Source organism: Qipengyuania sp. (genome assembly GCF_964227205.1).
In the GTDB taxonomy this organism is placed as follows: domain Bacteria; phylum Pseudomonadota; class Alphaproteobacteria; order Sphingomonadales; family Sphingomonadaceae; genus Qipengyuania.
The window spans coordinates 485,348-499,699 of sequence record NZ_CAXQVB010000003.1 but is presented as its reverse complement, the minus strand read 5'-3'; the positions used below and the strand labels follow the sequence as shown (position 1 = coordinate 499,699).

The following is a 14,352-nucleotide window of genomic DNA, read 5'->3' as shown; positions in this document are numbered from 1 at the left end:
GCGAACCATGCGAGCAGAATTCGCGCACGAACAGGCGCAGACCTACCTGCGGCAACGCAACCGCTTTGCCGTGCTGGCAGGTGTCCTGGGCCTGACCACGCTGGTCAGCCTCGGCGCCGCGGTCACCCGCGACGAGCAGGTTGTGTTGGTGCCGATCACCTCAGAGCGGATCACCGTCTCGAGCGGCGGGATCGACGCGCCCTATCTCGAACTTGTCACCCGCGACACGGCACTGATGCTCCTCAACCGGGCGCCCGAAAGCCTCGATTACTGGATGACGAACATCCTGAAGCTCGCCGATCCCGCCGCGCACGGCCGCCTCAAGGCCGAGCTCGTCCAAATCGTCGAGGAACAGCGCGGCTCGGACATCAGCCAGGCCTTCGTGATCGCGGAAATGCACGTCGACCCCAAGGCCCTGACCTCGACCGTCACCGGCACGCTCAAGACCTTTGTCGGCGCGCAGGTGATCGCGAGCCAGCGCCGCTCCTTCCGTTTCCGCTGGTCGAAGCGTGGCCTCAGCCTTGCGCTCGCCGGCTTTGAGCAACTTCCCACCGACAAGGAGGAACCCGGCCAATGAGCCTTCTCCCATCTCCCCTCGCTGCTGCGCTTGCCGGAACCGGCCTTGCCTGTTTCGCGATCGGCGCGACAAGGCGCCCCGATCCCGGGCTCAAGCTGACCGGCCTCGCCGTGCTTGCCTTCGCGCTCGCGCCGGTCCCGGCGTATGCCGACCAATTCGTCGAAGCGGCCGACAACGCGACCATCGACTGCGAGCTCGCTCGCGGCGAACTCACCCGGATCGCGCTTATCGATGACGGCTTTGCCAATGTCTCGAAGATCGCGAGCGGTTTTCCCTACAATGATTTCCAGGTGACGCACGAGCCAGTGCGCGGAGACATCTATATCTCCGTGCCCCCGCAATTTGCCGCTGCCCGGGTCAGCTTCTTTGCGACCAGCAAGGCGGGCTACGTCTACAAGTTCGCCTGCCGTCTCGGCGGCGAGGAAGCGACCCAGCTCTTCATCACCAATCCCGCGCTCGCTAAAGCCGCGGCCACCGAATGGGAGACCGAGACCGGTCCCGAGGACGCCGCGATCCGCCTGATCGAGGCGATGGCGAGCGATGCCGTCCTGCCCGGATTCACTGCCCGCGCCGAACTGTCGGCTCCGCGCCGTACCGGCGGGATCGAGGTCCAGCTGGTCGCCGAATACCAGGGCGATGAACTTACCGGACAGCGCTTCCTCGTGCGCAACCTCGGCCAGGAAAGCCTTGCGCTTGGCTCCGAGCGCGAAGGTGCCGCAGGCGCGCTCGCTTTTGCCTATGGCCGCGATGCACTCGCTCCCGGTGAAGCGACCAGTGCCTTCCTAGTCTTTGCCAAGGGAGGACTCGACTGATGGCCGAGGCACCACAGAAGGACGCCGGAAAGAGGCCTCTGCCGGGCTCGCCGGAAGCGCGAGAAAGCGGACGGCGCAACCTCAATTCGCAGATCGCACAGCGCCAGAAGATGCTGCTCGCCGGGATCGGGGCCATCGCGCTCATCGGCGGCGGCATGTTCATTTTCGGCGGCGACGGCGACGAGGCTGGCACCGATGCCAATGGTGCGGCGACAATCGACACCGGCGGCCTCGTCAATCGTAACCTCTCGCAGCGCGAGTTCGTCGCGAGCTACGGTAACCGGCTCGATGCACAGGGCCGCGCGATCAAGGATCTCCAGCAGGCCCAGCTGCCGCGCCCCGAGATCGAACAGGAGCTCGAAGCCCTGCGCAGCGAGAACGCGCAGATGCGCTCCGACGGCCAGGCGGCGATCGACGCGATCTCGGCCGAGAATGCCAATCTGCGATCACAGCTGAGCGAAGCTGCGAAGGCACCTGCCGCCGCGCCGCCACTGCCACCGCCACCTGCCTATGGACCCGGCGTCGGCACCGGCGGAGCTGTCCAGCCACCGCAAGGAGCGCCGGAAACGCAAGGCGGACAGCTCAGCCTGATGAGCTTCAGCGCGGAGACGGGCAAGGACGGCAAGCCGCGTGCGGCAGAGACTGCGCCAGCCTTGTTGCTCGAAGCGAGCCGCGATTACCTTCCGCCCAACAGCTACGCACCGGCAACGGTCATCGTGGGTGTCGATGCCTCGACCGGCGTTGCCAGCCAGAGCGATCCGCTTCCCGTGGTGCTCCGGATCACCGGTCCGGCCCGCTCGGTGATGCGCGGCAACAAACTGCTCACCACCGATATCACCGGCTGCCTCGTCAATGGCGCGGCGCGCGGCGATCTCTCGGCGGAGAAGGTCTACGTCAAGCTGGTGCGCATGACCTGCGCGCAACCCGGTGGGCGCTTCGCGGTGAGCGAGGTCAAGGGGTTCATCTCCTTCGCCGGAAAGTCGGGCGTGCGCGGCCGCGTGGTCAGCCGCGAAGGCAGCCTTGTCAGCCAGGCGCTGCTCGCCGGGATTGTGGGCGGCTTCGGCCGCGGATTTTCCGCCAACGCCAACGGCATTTTTACCGGCCAGGTCGGCGCCAACGGTCAGCGCGAGGCGCTGTCGCCGACCGACATCCTCGCCGGTGGCTTTGGCCAGGGTGCCGGCGAAGCCGCCGACACCGTCAGCCGATACCTCATCGAACGCGCCGAACAATACCAACCCGTCGTCGAGATGCCGACCGGCATCGAGGTCGAGATCGTCTTTCTCGACGGCGTCCACGTCAGGAGCCCCTCCAAATGAACTACAATGACTCGCCGCCAAGCCTGAAGGCGCGCGCCGCCCACCTTGCCCTTGCCCTCTCGAGCGCCGCCGCCGTGCTGACGCTCGGCGTCTCTGCCGTCACTGCGATGCCTGCGAGCGCCGCGGGCATGGCGAGCGATGTCGCGCAGGCGCTGAAACTGCGGCTGCCCAAGACCCCGATCGATGCGATCAGCTGCGACACGCTTGGCCCCTGGTGCGAAGTCGTCTCGGGTGACACGCTGTTCTACATCGACGAGACCGCCCGCTACCTGTTCGTAGGCCGTCTCTACGACATGGAAGAACGGCGCGACGTCACTGCCGCCCGCCTGCTCGAACTCAATCCCGATCTGCTCGCGGCCGGGGCGGCGCGCCTAGCCAGCGATGCGCCGGCGGGACGCGACGAAGCGCCCGTCCAGGCGGCCGCCAGCCATGTCGACCTCTCGTCGCTTCCTGCTGCGGGCGCGATCCATTGGGGCAACCCCAAGGGCGAACGCCTGGTCGTCTTCTCGGACTTCCAGTGCGGGTATTGCCAGCGCCTGACTGCCGAACTCGCCAAGGCAAGGGTCCATGTCGAAGAGCGACCGATCTCGATCTTCGGGGCGGCAAGCCGCAAGATTTCCGAGGCGGTGCTGTGCGCCAAGGATCCGGCAAAGGCACTCCATGCAGCCTACGCCGGGCAGGCTCCGGCGACCGGCAAGACCTGCAAGAGCGCGAAGGCGCTCGATGCCAACGAAGCCTTCGCGAAAGCCAACGGATTTGCCGGAACTCCGGTCATCGTGCGCGCCCGCGATGGGGCGGTGCTGCATGGCTACCGCGATGCCGCGGCGATCCGCCGCTTCGTCGCAGAGGGCAAGGGAGAGCCGCAATGAGCCGGCTTCCGATCCTTCGCGCCGTGGTGCTTGCTGCGCCGCTCCTTTTGGCCAGTGGCTGCGCCAGCCTTGGCGGAAACGTCAAAGGCAGTTTCGCCTGCCGCGCTCCGGAAGGGACTTGCGCGCCGACCTCCACAATCGATGCCGGGGCAACCGGCTTCGAAAAGGCTGACGCGTCTCACGCGCATCGGACGGTGACCCCGACCGGAGAAGCGGTTCGCCGCCTGCAGATCGTGCTGACGCCCTACCGCGATGCGGCGGGCCGCGACCATGAGGCGCGCGTCGTTCACCTGACGCTGCCCGAACAGGCAGGGACAGGCTGGCGCGCCCCGCAAGGCCGCCGCGAAGTCCTGCGCTCGCTGGCATCGACCATTGCCGCGACGCGCGAGGGCAACCCCGCACCCGATTTCCAACCGCCAAAAACCCAAGAGGCAGACACATTGCCGGAACAGCTGTTCATCCCCTCGCAGCCCGTTCCGGCGATGCCCGGCGCTGACGCGCCGGAACCCGGGGGACCTGGCTCGTTTTCCCCTCCCCGCGAGCCGGTCCCCCACCGTGAAACACCTGAAGGAGAGAGCCGGTGACGCTATCCCTTGCTGCCGCGCGCGACGCGCTCTCGCGGGGCCTGTTTGCCGACACGGCCCGTCCTGAAAAGCCGCCGGCGCATTTCGGGCTCGACATGCTTTCGGACTGGCTGCCCTACCGGGTCTATGACGAGGGGGCGAAGCTCTACCGCAACGCCCGCTCGAAGGGCTTCGTGCTCGAAGTCACCCCGCTGATCGGGGCCGACGAACGGACCGGCGAGATCCTCGGCCAGTTCTTCTCCGAAGGCCTGCCGCAGGGCGCCTGCCTCCAGGTCCTGAACTTCGCATCTCCGCGGATCGGCAGCGTGGTTGGCCCCTGGTTCGCTCCGCGCTACGAGCAGGGCGGGATCTACGAGGCCATCGCCAGGGCACGCACCAGACGCCTTTACGATCTCGTCTGGAGCTCGGGCTCGGCGCATGCGCCCTTCCATGCTCGCAACGTCCGGCTGATCGTCTCGCTCGGCGTGCCAGTGCCCGGCAGTGTGACCGATGCCGAACTCTCCGAATGCCGCGAAGGGCTGATGGGCATGCTCCATTCGCTCGGACTCCACGCGCAAGAGCTGCGTCCGGGCGGATTGCTGGCGCTGATCGACGAGCTTACTTCGCCTACCACCGCGCACGAGACCGACATCCATGCGTGGAACCCGCATGATACGCTCGATGTCCAGGCCATCCGCCGCGACATCGAGCTTGAGGTCGGCGACGATCGCCTGATCCTCAGGACCGAGCGCTTTCGCGAGACCGGCCGAGACGAGGAGGGCAATCCCGAAGTCGGCGAATGCTATCCCGACCATTTCGACGTGCGGCACTATGCCGTGCGCTCTACCCCTGAGCGCTGGGCACCTTGGGAATGCGCGCGGCTCATCGGAGACATGTTCACCGACAAGCTGCGTTTCCCCTGTCCGACGGCGACCATGCTGTGCCTCGTCTACCCCGACCAGGAAGCCGCATCGGCGCGCGCGGGCTTCAAGTTCATGCGCACGACCAGCCTCAGCCAGACCAAGAGCGCGCGTTTCTTACCCAAGCTCGCCGAACAGTCGGCCGAATGGCGCCACGTCCAGGCCGAACTCCAGGCCGGAAAGAAGCTTGTGAAGCTGTTCTACGGGCTCACCAGTATCTCTCCGCTCGGCCAGGGCGACGCGCACGAACGCATCATCAAGGCGATCTACAAGGCGGCGGGCTGGGACCTTGCCGACGAGCGTTTCCTCCAGCTCCAAGGCCTCGTCGCTTCCTTTCCCCTTAGCCTTGCCGATGGCCTCGCCGACGACATGGCGCGGTTGAAGCGTCTCAAGACCATGCTCTCGACGACGGCGGCGCATATCGCGCCGATGCAGGGCGAGTACCTCGGCGGCGTGATCCCGCACCTCCTGCTCGTTGGCCGCCGCGGCCAGCCCTTCTGGTGGTCACCGTTCGAAAACACTGCCGGCAACCACAATATCGCGATCTGCGGCAAGTCGGGCTCGGGCAAGTCGGTGCTGCTGCAGGAGCTATGCGCTGCCTTGCGCGGCGCAGGCGCCAAGGTCGTGGTGATCGACGACGGGCGCAGCTTCGAGCATTCGGTCAAACTGCAGGGCGGACGCTTCGTCGAGTTCACGCTCGCCTCGGGCTTTTCCCTGAACCCCTTCTCGATGGTCGACGATGCCCGTGCGCACGAAGATGAGGATTACCGCCTCGACTGCTTTGCCATGATCAAGGCGATCATTGGCCAGATGGCGCGTCCCGGCACCGCGCCGAGCGACACCGAACGCGGGCTCATCGACCGGGCCGTAACCGCGACCTGGGAGGCCCTCGGAAGCGGCGCATCGGTCGATGATGTCGCGCACGCTCTCCACGGTTCGGAAAGCGAGGCGGGCCGCGATCTCGCCACCGCAATCGCGCCCTTCTGCCGCGGCGGCAGCTACGGCGGGTTCTTTGCAGGCAAGGCGAGCTTCGCGCTCGACGATGATTTCACCGTCTTCGAGATGAGCGATCTCGCGTCCCGCGAGGAACTGCGCAGCGTCGTCCTCTCGGCGATCATGTTCATGACCAGCCAGGCGATGACCCGCTCATCGCGGGCGACCAAGAAGTTGCTGCTGATCGACGAGGCCTGGGCCATGCTCAAGGGCGGTTCGATGGGCGAGTTCGTCGAGACCTATGCCCGCACTGCGCGCAAATATGGCGGCGCGCTCGCCACCGCGACCCAGTCCCTCAATGACTATTACAAGTCCGATGGCGCGCGCGCCGCGCTCGAGAACAGCGACTGGATGCTGGTGCTTCAGCAGAAGGCCGAGACGATCGCCGATTTCAGGGCGAACGCGCGGCTCGACATGGACGACCGCACCGAGACGCTGATCCGCAGCCTCAAGCGTTCGGGGACCGAGTACAGCGAGGTCTTCATCAAGGGTCCCGAGACCGAGGCGGTCGGCCGGCTCGTGCTCGATCCCTTCTCGGCGACGATCTACTCCTCCGATCCCGACACCTATGCGGCGATCCAGGACTGCGAACGGCGTGGGCACAGCCTCGCCGATGCCATTCGCATCGTGGCGGGAGGCGGACAATGATGGTCTCGCATCTCGCCGACCGAACCCCTCCGGCCAACCTCCGCAGCCTGCTGCCGTTCCTGCAAGGGAGCTGCTTCGTCCTCATCGAAACCGCGCGCTTTGCCGCGACCTCGCTGCTCATCGTGCTGGGATTGCCGCTCGCGCTGTTCCTGTTCGTTGCGGGCTGGGACCTTGGCGGCCTCTTCACCCAGCTCGCCAATCTGTCGGACCGATATCTCGAAGCCGACAGCCTGCGCCGCAGCCTGTTCAGCCAGGACCTCAAGGGCTGCTTCCTCGTCCTCGCTGGCGCGGTGACGCTGTTTCGCATGCCGCGCTTCCTCAAGCGGCTCGCGGCCGATCTCGAAAACCATCCGGCCCGGGAGACAAACCGTGACTGAGACGCGCAGATTACACTCTTTTAATCGCCCGCTGCTGCTCAAGATTATCGGCATGCTCGCGCTCGTGGCCGCGCTGCTCTGGGCGGCTTGGGTCAGCCGAGAGCTGACCGAGCCGCACCAGCAGATCGTGACCGTCCGGCTTGCCGAGACCATCGCGGGTTTCGTCGATGCCGAAGCGCGCGGCCAACAGGATCCCGAAGCCAGCCAGGCGCGCGTGCTTGCCTTCCTTCAGGCTTCCGAACGCGCCGTTGCAGAAATGGGGACCAATGGCCGCGTGGTGCTGGTCGGCGAAGCGGTGCTCGCGGGCGATGCCCCCGATGCCACCGACGAACTGCGCGCACGGATCGCCCGCCAGCTTGAGCAGGGAGGCCGTCAGTGACGCAGTTTGCCTCTCGTCTTGTCCGCACGATCAAACGGCCGTTGGTCCTGACCGGTCTGGTGCTGTTGCCGCTCGGATGGGGCGCAGTCGACGCCTTCGCGAAGGACCATGCCTTCCTCATCAATGCCAGCCCGAGCTTGCCCAACTGGGCCTTCTGGCTCGACAAGCACGCGCGGATCGAGCGCGGCAGCCTGATCTTCTTCGAGCCGCCGGCAAACAGGCTCGTCGAAGTGCATTTCGGAAAAGGCGCGCAGCTCTTCGGCAAGCGGGTGCTGGGCGTGCCGGGCGATGTCGTGAGCCACCGTGGCCACGAGGTCTTCATCAACGGGCGCAAGATCGCCGCGCGGCTCGATATGACCCGTCTCGGCATTGCGCTTCACAAAGGCCCCGAAGGACCGATCCCCGACGGCTGCTTCTACACCGGGACCAGCCATCCCCGCGGCCTCGACAGCCGCTACGCCGAGATCGGTTTCGTCTGCCACGGCCAGATCCTCGGCAGCGGGAGGGCGATCCTGTGAGCAAGCTCATCCTCCCTACGGCCCTGCTTGCAGTCCTGCTCTGCCCTGCCGAGGTGCTGGCACGCGACTATGGCCAGCGCGGCACGGTGTTTCCCGTGATCGAGCGCGACCTCCTCGAGCAGATCCATTCGCGCCTGACGCAGATGGAACGTTCGGGAGAAACCGCGCGGCTCAATGAAGACCTGAAGCGCCGTACGATCGCGCGGGTGGGCCGACCCGACCCCGTCGCGGGAATCGTCCGGGCCAGCGAAGCGCGGCGCTGGCAATTCGATCCGACGATTACGCTCGCTGCCGATATCCGCGGGGCAAAAGGCGAGCTGATCCATGCCGCCGGCACGAGGGTCAATCCGCTCGACAGCGTCGGCCTTCGCGCCGATCTCCTGTTCCTCGATGGCGACGATCCCGATCAACTCACCTGGGCGCTCAAGCAGGACGCCAATGCCAAGCTGATCCTGGTGAAGGGCGCGCCGCTCGAGCTGATGAAGGCTCGCCAGCGCCGCTTCTATTTCGATCAGGGCGGCAAGCTCACGGAGAGGTTCGGGATCAGGTCGGTGCCCGCACGCGTGCGCCAGCAGGGCCGCCTGCTGGAAATCAGCGAAATCGCGCTGCCACCGAAAAGGAGGTCAGCCCAATGACCCGTCTAAGAAAGTTGGCGCTTGTTCTGGCCGCTATTCTTGGTCTCGCCACCGCAACGCCCGCCATGGCCGATGCCGGTCCCGGTCGCTGCACCGGCAGCTTCGTCAACCCGATCACCGACATCTGCTGGTCGTGCCTGTTCCCGATCTCCATCGGCGGACTGGACATCTGGCCGTCGAGCCGGCCCGATCCCGATAACCCCGATCTGCCGGTGTGCCTGTGCGGTCTAAGGCCCGGGATCGCGATGGGCTTCTGGGAACCGGTGCGGCTTGCCGATGTCAGCATGAAGCCGTGGTGCTTCGTAAACCTCGGCGGCATGAAACTCGATCCGGGTTTCGATATCGGCTTTCGCTCGATCTCGGGTCCGTCGGCGGTGGGCGGCGCGAGCCAGTATTATTCGAGCTGGCACGTCCACTGGTATGCCTATCCGCTGATCTACTGGATGGAGATCGTCGCCGATTTCCTGTGCCTGGAATCGGGCTCGATCGACATTCTCTACATCTCCGAGATCGATCCGCTGTGGCAGGATTCCGAGCTTACCGCGATCATCAACCCCGAAGCCGTGCTTTTTGCCAACCCGCTGGCGCTCGCTGCCTGTGCGGCCGACTGCGTCGCCTCGACCGCGAAGCTGCCGATCGACGAGATGTTCTGGTGCGCGGGCTGCCAGGGATCGATGTATCCGATGAACGGCAATGTCTCGGCCAGCATAGGCCACGTCCAGGCATCGCGGCTCGTGCTCTCGCGCTTTGCCTACAAGCTCCACCGCGAACTCGTGTCGTGGGGGACGATGGGGTCCAAGGGACTGTGCGGCAAATATTTGATGCCGGTGATGCGCAAGCAGCAATACCGCTTCCAGGCCACCAACCCAAACCCGGCGACCTCGGGCCGTTACGCCTGCCCGCCCGTCGGCGCCTCAACCACCTTTCAATCGGCCGGACAGGTCATCCCCGCCATCGGCGAAGACATGGGATATCTCGTCTGGCGCAAGCGGAACTGCTGCGCGCTATGAACAAGCACCTCCTCCTTTTGCCCGTCGGCCTTGCCGTCACCCTCGGTGGCCTCGCTCTCGCCCAGAGCGCGCCCGAAGGCATCGATCTCGAAGCGATCCGCGAGCGCGCGGCCGAACACGCCGACGATGCGCAGGCGCTCAGCACCAATGTCCGCCAGCGCGCCGAGGCACTGACCGAGGATGCACAGGCTATCCAGGCGCAAGCGCAGGCCAATCGCGCAGCCTATGCGGACAGCATCGAGGCAATCGAGACCGACGCCGTCCTCGACTTCGACGCGATGATCGCGGGGCAAGCTGCCGCCGAGAAGGCATCGCTCGGGGGAGCACCGCGCTTCATTGCCTTTGCCAGCCTGTCGATGCCGCCCGAGGCGCTGAAAGCACTGGTCCAAGACATGACCAGGGCGGGAGGCGTCACCGTGCTGCGCGGCTTCCCGCAAGGAAACAGCGAGGCGTTCAAGAAGCGGCTCGCCGCCATCTGGAGCACCCGCGACGCGGCCGGTTCGCTCGGCATTGATCCAAGGCTGTTTCGCGCGTTCAACATCGAGGCCGCGCCGAGCTTCGTCATGCTCAGCACCGAGTTCAGCCCATGCGACGGGTTCGATTGCACCAGCGAGGTGCCGCCACACGACCGTATCGCCGGCAACATCAGCGTAAGCGAAGTCCTCGATACCTTCGCCTCGGGCAAGGGTCCGGGCGCCGAGCTTGCCCGTCTCCATCTGCGCCAGCTCTCCAGGGAGGAACGGCCATGACCGGCAGAACTCTCGCCAATATCCTTGCCGCGATCATCACCGTGACCAGTGCATCGGCGCTTCACGCTCAGACCCGCGATGAAGCCCGGGCGGATGGCAAGGACTTTGCCACCGAGCTGCTGGGCGAGGCGCGCGAGGCAGCAACGACCAATCCCGACGCGGCGCGCGTTCCCAATTTCGATCCGCAGGCGACGCGCGACCTGCAGGATCTTGCGCGCGATCCCGACCAGATCGAGGCCCGCGCCCGTAGCGCCGCGCCGACCAGCACGCCGATGCGGACCATCCGCGACAGCATGACCAATCGCGCAAGGTTCGAGCCGAACGAGATCGAGGACGTGATTGCCCGCAGTCTCGCGATCAACGAGACGCCGCTCGACTACACCAGCGGCATGGCCATTTCGGGCAGCCAGGGATCGTGCGTTCCGCTGCCGCCTGGTTCGTATTCAGCGGGCACCTATACCGCGACCTGCAATACGGGCACACGGATCGATCAGTCGGTTGGCCAATGCACGGTGCCACTCGTCGCCAGGGTCAGCCAGCAACCGGAGTATCATTACCTTTGCAGCCCAATGGGCAGCTTCAGCCTGTCAGGTGCGCCGGATTGCGAAGAGTTTTCGGGCGCCCTTTGCCGGGTGACCGGACACCGGGACGGTCCCTGCCTGCAGTGGGGTTGGTCCGGCGGGCGCAAGTGGTGCACCGAGCCCGGTGATCCCCTTACCGAGCTGACTTGCGACGAACAGGTCGCAGGTCAGGCGCCCTACCGCATCGCCACGGCGACCACCGTAACAACGACCCCTGACGAAAGCCAGTGCACAGGTCTCGCAGGCAATAGCGATTGCACGCTGGACGCCGAGATCTGCACCGACACCGATCCGCAGACGCGCGTGATCGACGGCGTCTCTGTCACCAGGCCCTGCTGGGAATGGCAACGCAGCTACACCTGTATCGCGCGCGAAGCGGCGACCGACTGCTCCGACATCGAAAGTCAGGGCACCTGCCGCTTTGTCCGCGAGGAATGTCTCACTGACGAAACTCCATGCGAGACCTGGGAGCGCATCTACGAGTGCCCGCTTCCCGGGAACGACAGTTCCACCCAGTTTGTCTGCGACGGTGATGTCTATTGCATCGACGGCAGCTGCGAGACGATCGAGCGCACCGCGAACGATGAGTTCAAGGATGCCGTCACCGCCCTCCATGCGATGAACGAGGCCCGCGGCCAGTTCGATCCTGAGACGCTGACACTGTTCCGGGGCACGCGTAACACCTGCTCCTCCAAGGTCTTCGGCGTGCTCAACTGCTGCAAGGGCAAGGGCTTCCCGCTCATCCCCGGAATCAGCCTGCTCGTCGCGCTCGGCTGCAACCGCGAGGAAGTGCTGCTCCACGAACGCGATGCGCAGGGACTGTGCGCTTATGTCGGGACCTATTGTTCGGACAAGTTCCTCGGCGTCTGCCTGACCAAGAAGAAGGTCTACTGCTGCTTCGAGAGCAAGCTCTCGCGGATCCTGCAGGAACAGGGCCGCCTCCAGCTGCCCAAGCCGTGGGACAAGCCCAAGGAAGAGCAGTGCGAGGGTTTCACGCTCGACGAGTTCGCCCGGCTCGACCTCAGCCAGATGGATTTCAGCGAGGTCTATGCCGAGTTCACCGAGGCTGCACGGCTCCCCGACGAGCTCGAGACCAGCATCCTTATCCAGCAGAAAATCGAAGACTATTACGCAAGGAGTGGCCAATGACGCGCCGCCAATCACTGCCGATGCTGGCCCTCCCAGCACTGGCTATGTGTCTCGCTGCACTGCTTCCCGTTCGGGCAGTTGCCCAGGAAGAGCGCCAGGCAGAGCCAGCTGCCTCGGCAGACACCCTCTACTGCGAGCAGCGGAGGCTCGGCTACTGGTTCTATTGCGTAAAGCCGGTGCCGGCAGACGAGCCGCAGATGGCGCAGCAACCGGCCCAGGTAACCGCAACGCAAGAACTCGACGCGGTCACGGGGGAACTGCGCGAACTCAAGGCACGCGCAATCCTCTATCCGACGCCGGAAAACGTCACCGCCTACATCCGCTTCCAGCGTGCCCAGCTCGACCGGGCTTCGCTGTTCTCCGATGTCTGGCAGCGCGCGATCTGGCAGGATCCCGAGCTCGACTACACGCTCGAAAGACCGGTCGGCGCGCTCGCCAAGAAGCAATGGCAGGACGCGCGCGCTGCCGACCGCGACGCGGTGATGGCCAGGCTCTCCGAACGCTATGGACTGTTCTACTTCTTCGCCCAGACCTGCGGCGCGTGCGAAGTGATGAGCCCGATCGTGCGCTCGGTGGCGGACCGCTGGCACATCACTGTCCGGGCGATCTCCACCGATGGCGGACCGTCCCGGCACTTCCCCGACTACAAGGTCGAAAGCGGCCAGCGGCCGCGCATGGGGCTCGAACCCGGCATTACCCCGGCGCTCGTGCTGTGGGACAGCGTGGCCAGGCGCCCGATCCCGATCGGATACGGCGTGCTCTCGGCCGACGAGCTGCAGGACCGCATCTACCTCCTCACCTCGAAGGAAGCCGGACATGATTACTAGCATCCGCAATGCGGCGCTCAGCATAGCTGCCGCCAGCATGGTCGCGTCCCCCGTCGCCGCAAACGTCGGCGACAGCATGGACCGCTTCATGGACGACATGGGCGCTGCAGCCAATGTCACCGGGCCGAGCGCGTTCGAAGGCCAGTCGGCGGGCTATTACAGCCTCGGCAATGTCTGGACGCGCTTCCCGCAGAAAACGACCAACATCGCCAATCTCCAGCTGCCGCGTGCCCGCGCTGGTTGCGGCGGTATCGATATCTTCGCCGGGTCCTTCTCCTTCATCAACGCAAGTGAAATGGTCGCGCTCTTGAAGGCCGTCGCGAACAATGCGGTGGGGTTCGCCTTCAGCCTCGCGATCGATACCGTCTGCCCCGAGTGCAACAAGATCATGCAGGAGTTCAGCCAGAAGGCGCAGCTCATGAACAACCTCTCGATCAACTCCTGCGAGATGGCGCAGGGGCTGGTCGGCGGCGTCTGGCCCAAGGGCGATCTCGCCGACAAGGCGATCTGCGAAGCGATCGGCAATTCCGAAGGCATCTTCACCGACTATGCCGCCGCCAAGCATGGCTGCGGGACGCGCGGCCAGCGCGCGTCGACCAATGAGAGCGCCGGCGCCGACTATGCCGACGTCAATCCCGGTGTGCCGCGCAATTACACCTGGCATGTCCTCAAGCAGAGCGCCTTCTTCAACCCCGGTGGCACTTTCGACCGCGATCTTGCCGAGTATGCGATGACGCTCATCGGCACGGTGATCTACGTGCCGCCCCGCGACGACGAACCGGGCAAGTTCGTGCCTTTCGCGGGCGATGCCTCTTCTACGCTGGTGACCGCGCTGCTCGACGGGACACAGGGCCAGTCGGTGCGGGTGTTCCAGTGCGAAGAGCCCGACCAGTGCCTCAACCCCACGTTCCAGCAGATGAGCCTCACGAGCGCAAAGGCCATCCGGCCGCGCGTTGCCCGGCTCATCGGCAGCATGGTCGAGGCCATCCGCAGCGACACAGCGATCGGCAACGAGGAAAAGGAATTGCTCCAGGTGGCATCGGTGCCGCTCTACAAGATCCTCACCGTACAGGCGGCCTATGGTCGCGGGATGGCAACCGACGACCGCGACACGCTGGCCGAGATTGCCAGCATCGATCTCCTCTATGCCATCCTTGAACGCATCACCGCAGAGGCTGGACGCTCGATGGCGAGTTTCATCGCGGCCGATGAAGCGAAACTCGCGATTTGGCGCGCTCAGGTTGCCGAGGTGCGATCGAGCCTCGCCCAGCGGCAAGCGACCGGACAGGCGCGGGTCTCGGCGATCATGCAGATCATCGAAAAGACGGCGATGATCGAGAACATGCTCGCTGCCTCGATGTCGCCGTCGATGGCGGCCGCGCTCGACTGGTCGCGCGGGATGCAGTCCCGCTCCATCGTTCCATAAGGG

Annotated in this window: 15 protein-coding genes; all 15 read left to right on the top strand. The window is 65.5% G+C overall.

Going from position 1 to position 14,352, the window contains the following annotated elements; translation table 11 throughout:
- Positions 1 to 7 precede the first annotated feature (7 nt).
- From ACEQZ0_RS09990 to ACEQZ0_RS09920, 15 genes are read left to right on the top strand one after another with little or no spacing between them, the layout of a single operon-like run.
- Positions 8 to 577: a type IV conjugative transfer system protein TraE gene (locus tag ACEQZ0_RS09990; RefSeq protein WP_067695812.1), complete on the top strand. Its 570-nt coding sequence runs from the start codon at positions 8 to 10 to the stop codon at positions 575 to 577.
- Positions 574 to 1,389, top strand: a complete 816-nt coding sequence (locus ACEQZ0_RS09985) for a type-F conjugative transfer system secretin TraK (protein WP_006834210.1) — start codon at positions 574 to 576, stop codon at positions 1,387 to 1,389. Before ACEQZ0_RS09990 ends, ACEQZ0_RS09985 begins: the two co-directional genes overlap by 4 nt.
- Entirely contained in the window at positions 1,389 to 2,705 is a 1,317-nt protein-coding gene (locus ACEQZ0_RS09980) for a TraB/VirB10 family protein (protein ID WP_006834211.1), read from the top strand. The genes ACEQZ0_RS09985 and ACEQZ0_RS09980 overlap by 1 nt, the downstream gene beginning before the upstream one ends.
- Positions 2,702 to 3,574: a DsbC family protein gene (locus tag ACEQZ0_RS09975; protein WP_305930431.1), complete on the top strand. Its 873-nt coding sequence runs from the start codon at positions 2,702 to 2,704 to the stop codon at positions 3,572 to 3,574. Before ACEQZ0_RS09980 ends, ACEQZ0_RS09975 begins: the two co-directional genes overlap by 4 nt.
- Entirely contained in the window at positions 3,571 to 4,158 is a 588-nt protein-coding gene (locus ACEQZ0_RS09970; RefSeq protein ID WP_305930432.1) for a hypothetical protein, read from the top strand. The genes ACEQZ0_RS09975 and ACEQZ0_RS09970 overlap by 4 nt, the downstream gene beginning before the upstream one ends.
- Entirely contained in the window at positions 4,155 to 6,698 is a 2,544-nt protein-coding gene (traC, locus tag ACEQZ0_RS09965; RefSeq protein WP_305930433.1) for a type IV secretion system protein TraC, read from the top strand. The genes ACEQZ0_RS09970 and traC overlap by 4 nt, the downstream gene beginning before the upstream one ends.
- Entirely contained in the window at positions 6,695 to 7,075 is a 381-nt protein-coding gene (locus ACEQZ0_RS09960) for a hypothetical protein (protein WP_305930434.1), read from the top strand. Before traC ends, ACEQZ0_RS09960 begins: the two co-directional genes overlap by 4 nt.
- Positions 7,068 to 7,454: a TrbI F-type domain-containing protein gene (locus tag ACEQZ0_RS09955; protein ID WP_305930435.1), complete on the top strand. Its 387-nt coding sequence runs from the start codon at positions 7,068 to 7,070 to the stop codon at positions 7,452 to 7,454. Before ACEQZ0_RS09960 ends, ACEQZ0_RS09955 begins: the two co-directional genes overlap by 8 nt.
- Positions 7,451 to 7,972: a S26 family signal peptidase gene (locus tag ACEQZ0_RS09950; RefSeq protein WP_305930436.1), complete on the top strand. Its 522-nt coding sequence runs from the start codon at positions 7,451 to 7,453 to the stop codon at positions 7,970 to 7,972. Before ACEQZ0_RS09955 ends, ACEQZ0_RS09950 begins: the two co-directional genes overlap by 4 nt.
- Positions 7,969 to 8,607, top strand: coding sequence for a type-F conjugative transfer system protein TraW (gene traW, locus ACEQZ0_RS09945; RefSeq protein WP_006832442.1), 639 nt, complete (start codon positions 7,969 to 7,971; stop codon positions 8,605 to 8,607). The genes ACEQZ0_RS09950 and traW overlap by 4 nt, the downstream gene beginning before the upstream one ends.
- Complete coding sequence (gene traU / locus ACEQZ0_RS09940) at positions 8,604 to 9,617, top strand: conjugal transfer pilus assembly protein TraU (protein WP_305930437.1); 1,014 nt, start codon at positions 8,604 to 8,606, stop codon at positions 9,615 to 9,617. The genes traW and traU overlap by 4 nt, the downstream gene beginning before the upstream one ends.
- Positions 9,614 to 10,366 carry a type-F conjugative transfer system pilin assembly protein TrbC gene (gene trbC, locus ACEQZ0_RS09935; protein WP_305930438.1) on the top strand — a complete coding sequence of 251 codons (753 nt, stop codon included), beginning with the start codon at positions 9,614 to 9,616 and terminating at the stop codon, positions 10,364 to 10,366. Before traU ends, trbC begins: the two co-directional genes overlap by 4 nt.
- Complete coding sequence (locus ACEQZ0_RS09930) at positions 10,363 to 12,096, top strand: conjugal transfer protein TraN (RefSeq protein WP_305930439.1); 1,734 nt, start codon at positions 10,363 to 10,365, stop codon at positions 12,094 to 12,096. The genes trbC and ACEQZ0_RS09930 overlap by 4 nt, the downstream gene beginning before the upstream one ends.
- Positions 12,093 to 12,923 (top strand): conjugal transfer protein TraF, encoded by an 831-nt coding sequence (locus ACEQZ0_RS09925; protein WP_305930440.1) that lies wholly within the window; start codon positions 12,093 to 12,095, stop codon positions 12,921 to 12,923. Before ACEQZ0_RS09930 ends, ACEQZ0_RS09925 begins: the two co-directional genes overlap by 4 nt.
- On the top strand, positions 12,913 to 14,349 hold the full coding sequence (locus ACEQZ0_RS09920) for a conjugal transfer protein TraH (protein WP_305930441.1): 1,437 nt from the start codon (positions 12,913 to 12,915) through the stop codon (positions 14,347 to 14,349). Before ACEQZ0_RS09925 ends, ACEQZ0_RS09920 begins: the two co-directional genes overlap by 11 nt.
- Positions 14,350 to 14,352 lie beyond the last annotated feature (3 nt).

What these genes read in the sequence shown, in the direction of transcription:
- ACEQZ0_RS09980 (WP_006834211.1), top strand. Translation starts at nt 1,389, where the DNA reads ATGGCCGAGGCACCACAGAAGGACGCCGGAAAGAGGCCTCTGCCGGGC.
- ACEQZ0_RS09920 (WP_305930441.1), top strand. Translation starts at nt 12,913, where the DNA reads ATGATTACTAGCATCCGCAATGCGGCGCTCAGCATAGCTGCCGCCAGC.
- ACEQZ0_RS09975 (WP_305930431.1), top strand. Translation starts at nt 2,702, where the DNA reads ATGAACTACAATGACTCGCCGCCAAGCCTGAAGGCGCGCGCCGCCCAC.
- ACEQZ0_RS09970 (WP_305930432.1), top strand. Translation starts at nt 3,571, where the DNA reads ATGAGCCGGCTTCCGATCCTTCGCGCCGTGGTGCTTGCTGCGCCGCTC.
- ACEQZ0_RS09960 (WP_305930434.1), top strand. Translation starts at nt 6,695, where the DNA reads ATGATGGTCTCGCATCTCGCCGACCGAACCCCTCCGGCCAACCTCCGC.
- ACEQZ0_RS09985 (WP_006834210.1), top strand. Translation starts at nt 574, where the DNA reads ATGAGCCTTCTCCCATCTCCCCTCGCTGCTGCGCTTGCCGGAACCGGC.
- ACEQZ0_RS09990 (WP_067695812.1), top strand. Translation starts at nt 8, where the DNA reads ATGCGAGCAGAATTCGCGCACGAACAGGCGCAGACCTACCTGCGGCAA.
- ACEQZ0_RS09930 (WP_305930439.1), top strand. Translation starts at nt 10,363, where the DNA reads ATGACCGGCAGAACTCTCGCCAATATCCTTGCCGCGATCATCACCGTG.
- trbC (WP_305930438.1), top strand. Translation starts at nt 9,614, where the DNA reads ATGAACAAGCACCTCCTCCTTTTGCCCGTCGGCCTTGCCGTCACCCTC.
- traU (WP_305930437.1), top strand. Translation starts at nt 8,604, where the DNA reads ATGACCCGTCTAAGAAAGTTGGCGCTTGTTCTGGCCGCTATTCTTGGT.
- ACEQZ0_RS09925 (WP_305930440.1), top strand. Translation starts at nt 12,093, where the DNA reads ATGACGCGCCGCCAATCACTGCCGATGCTGGCCCTCCCAGCACTGGCT.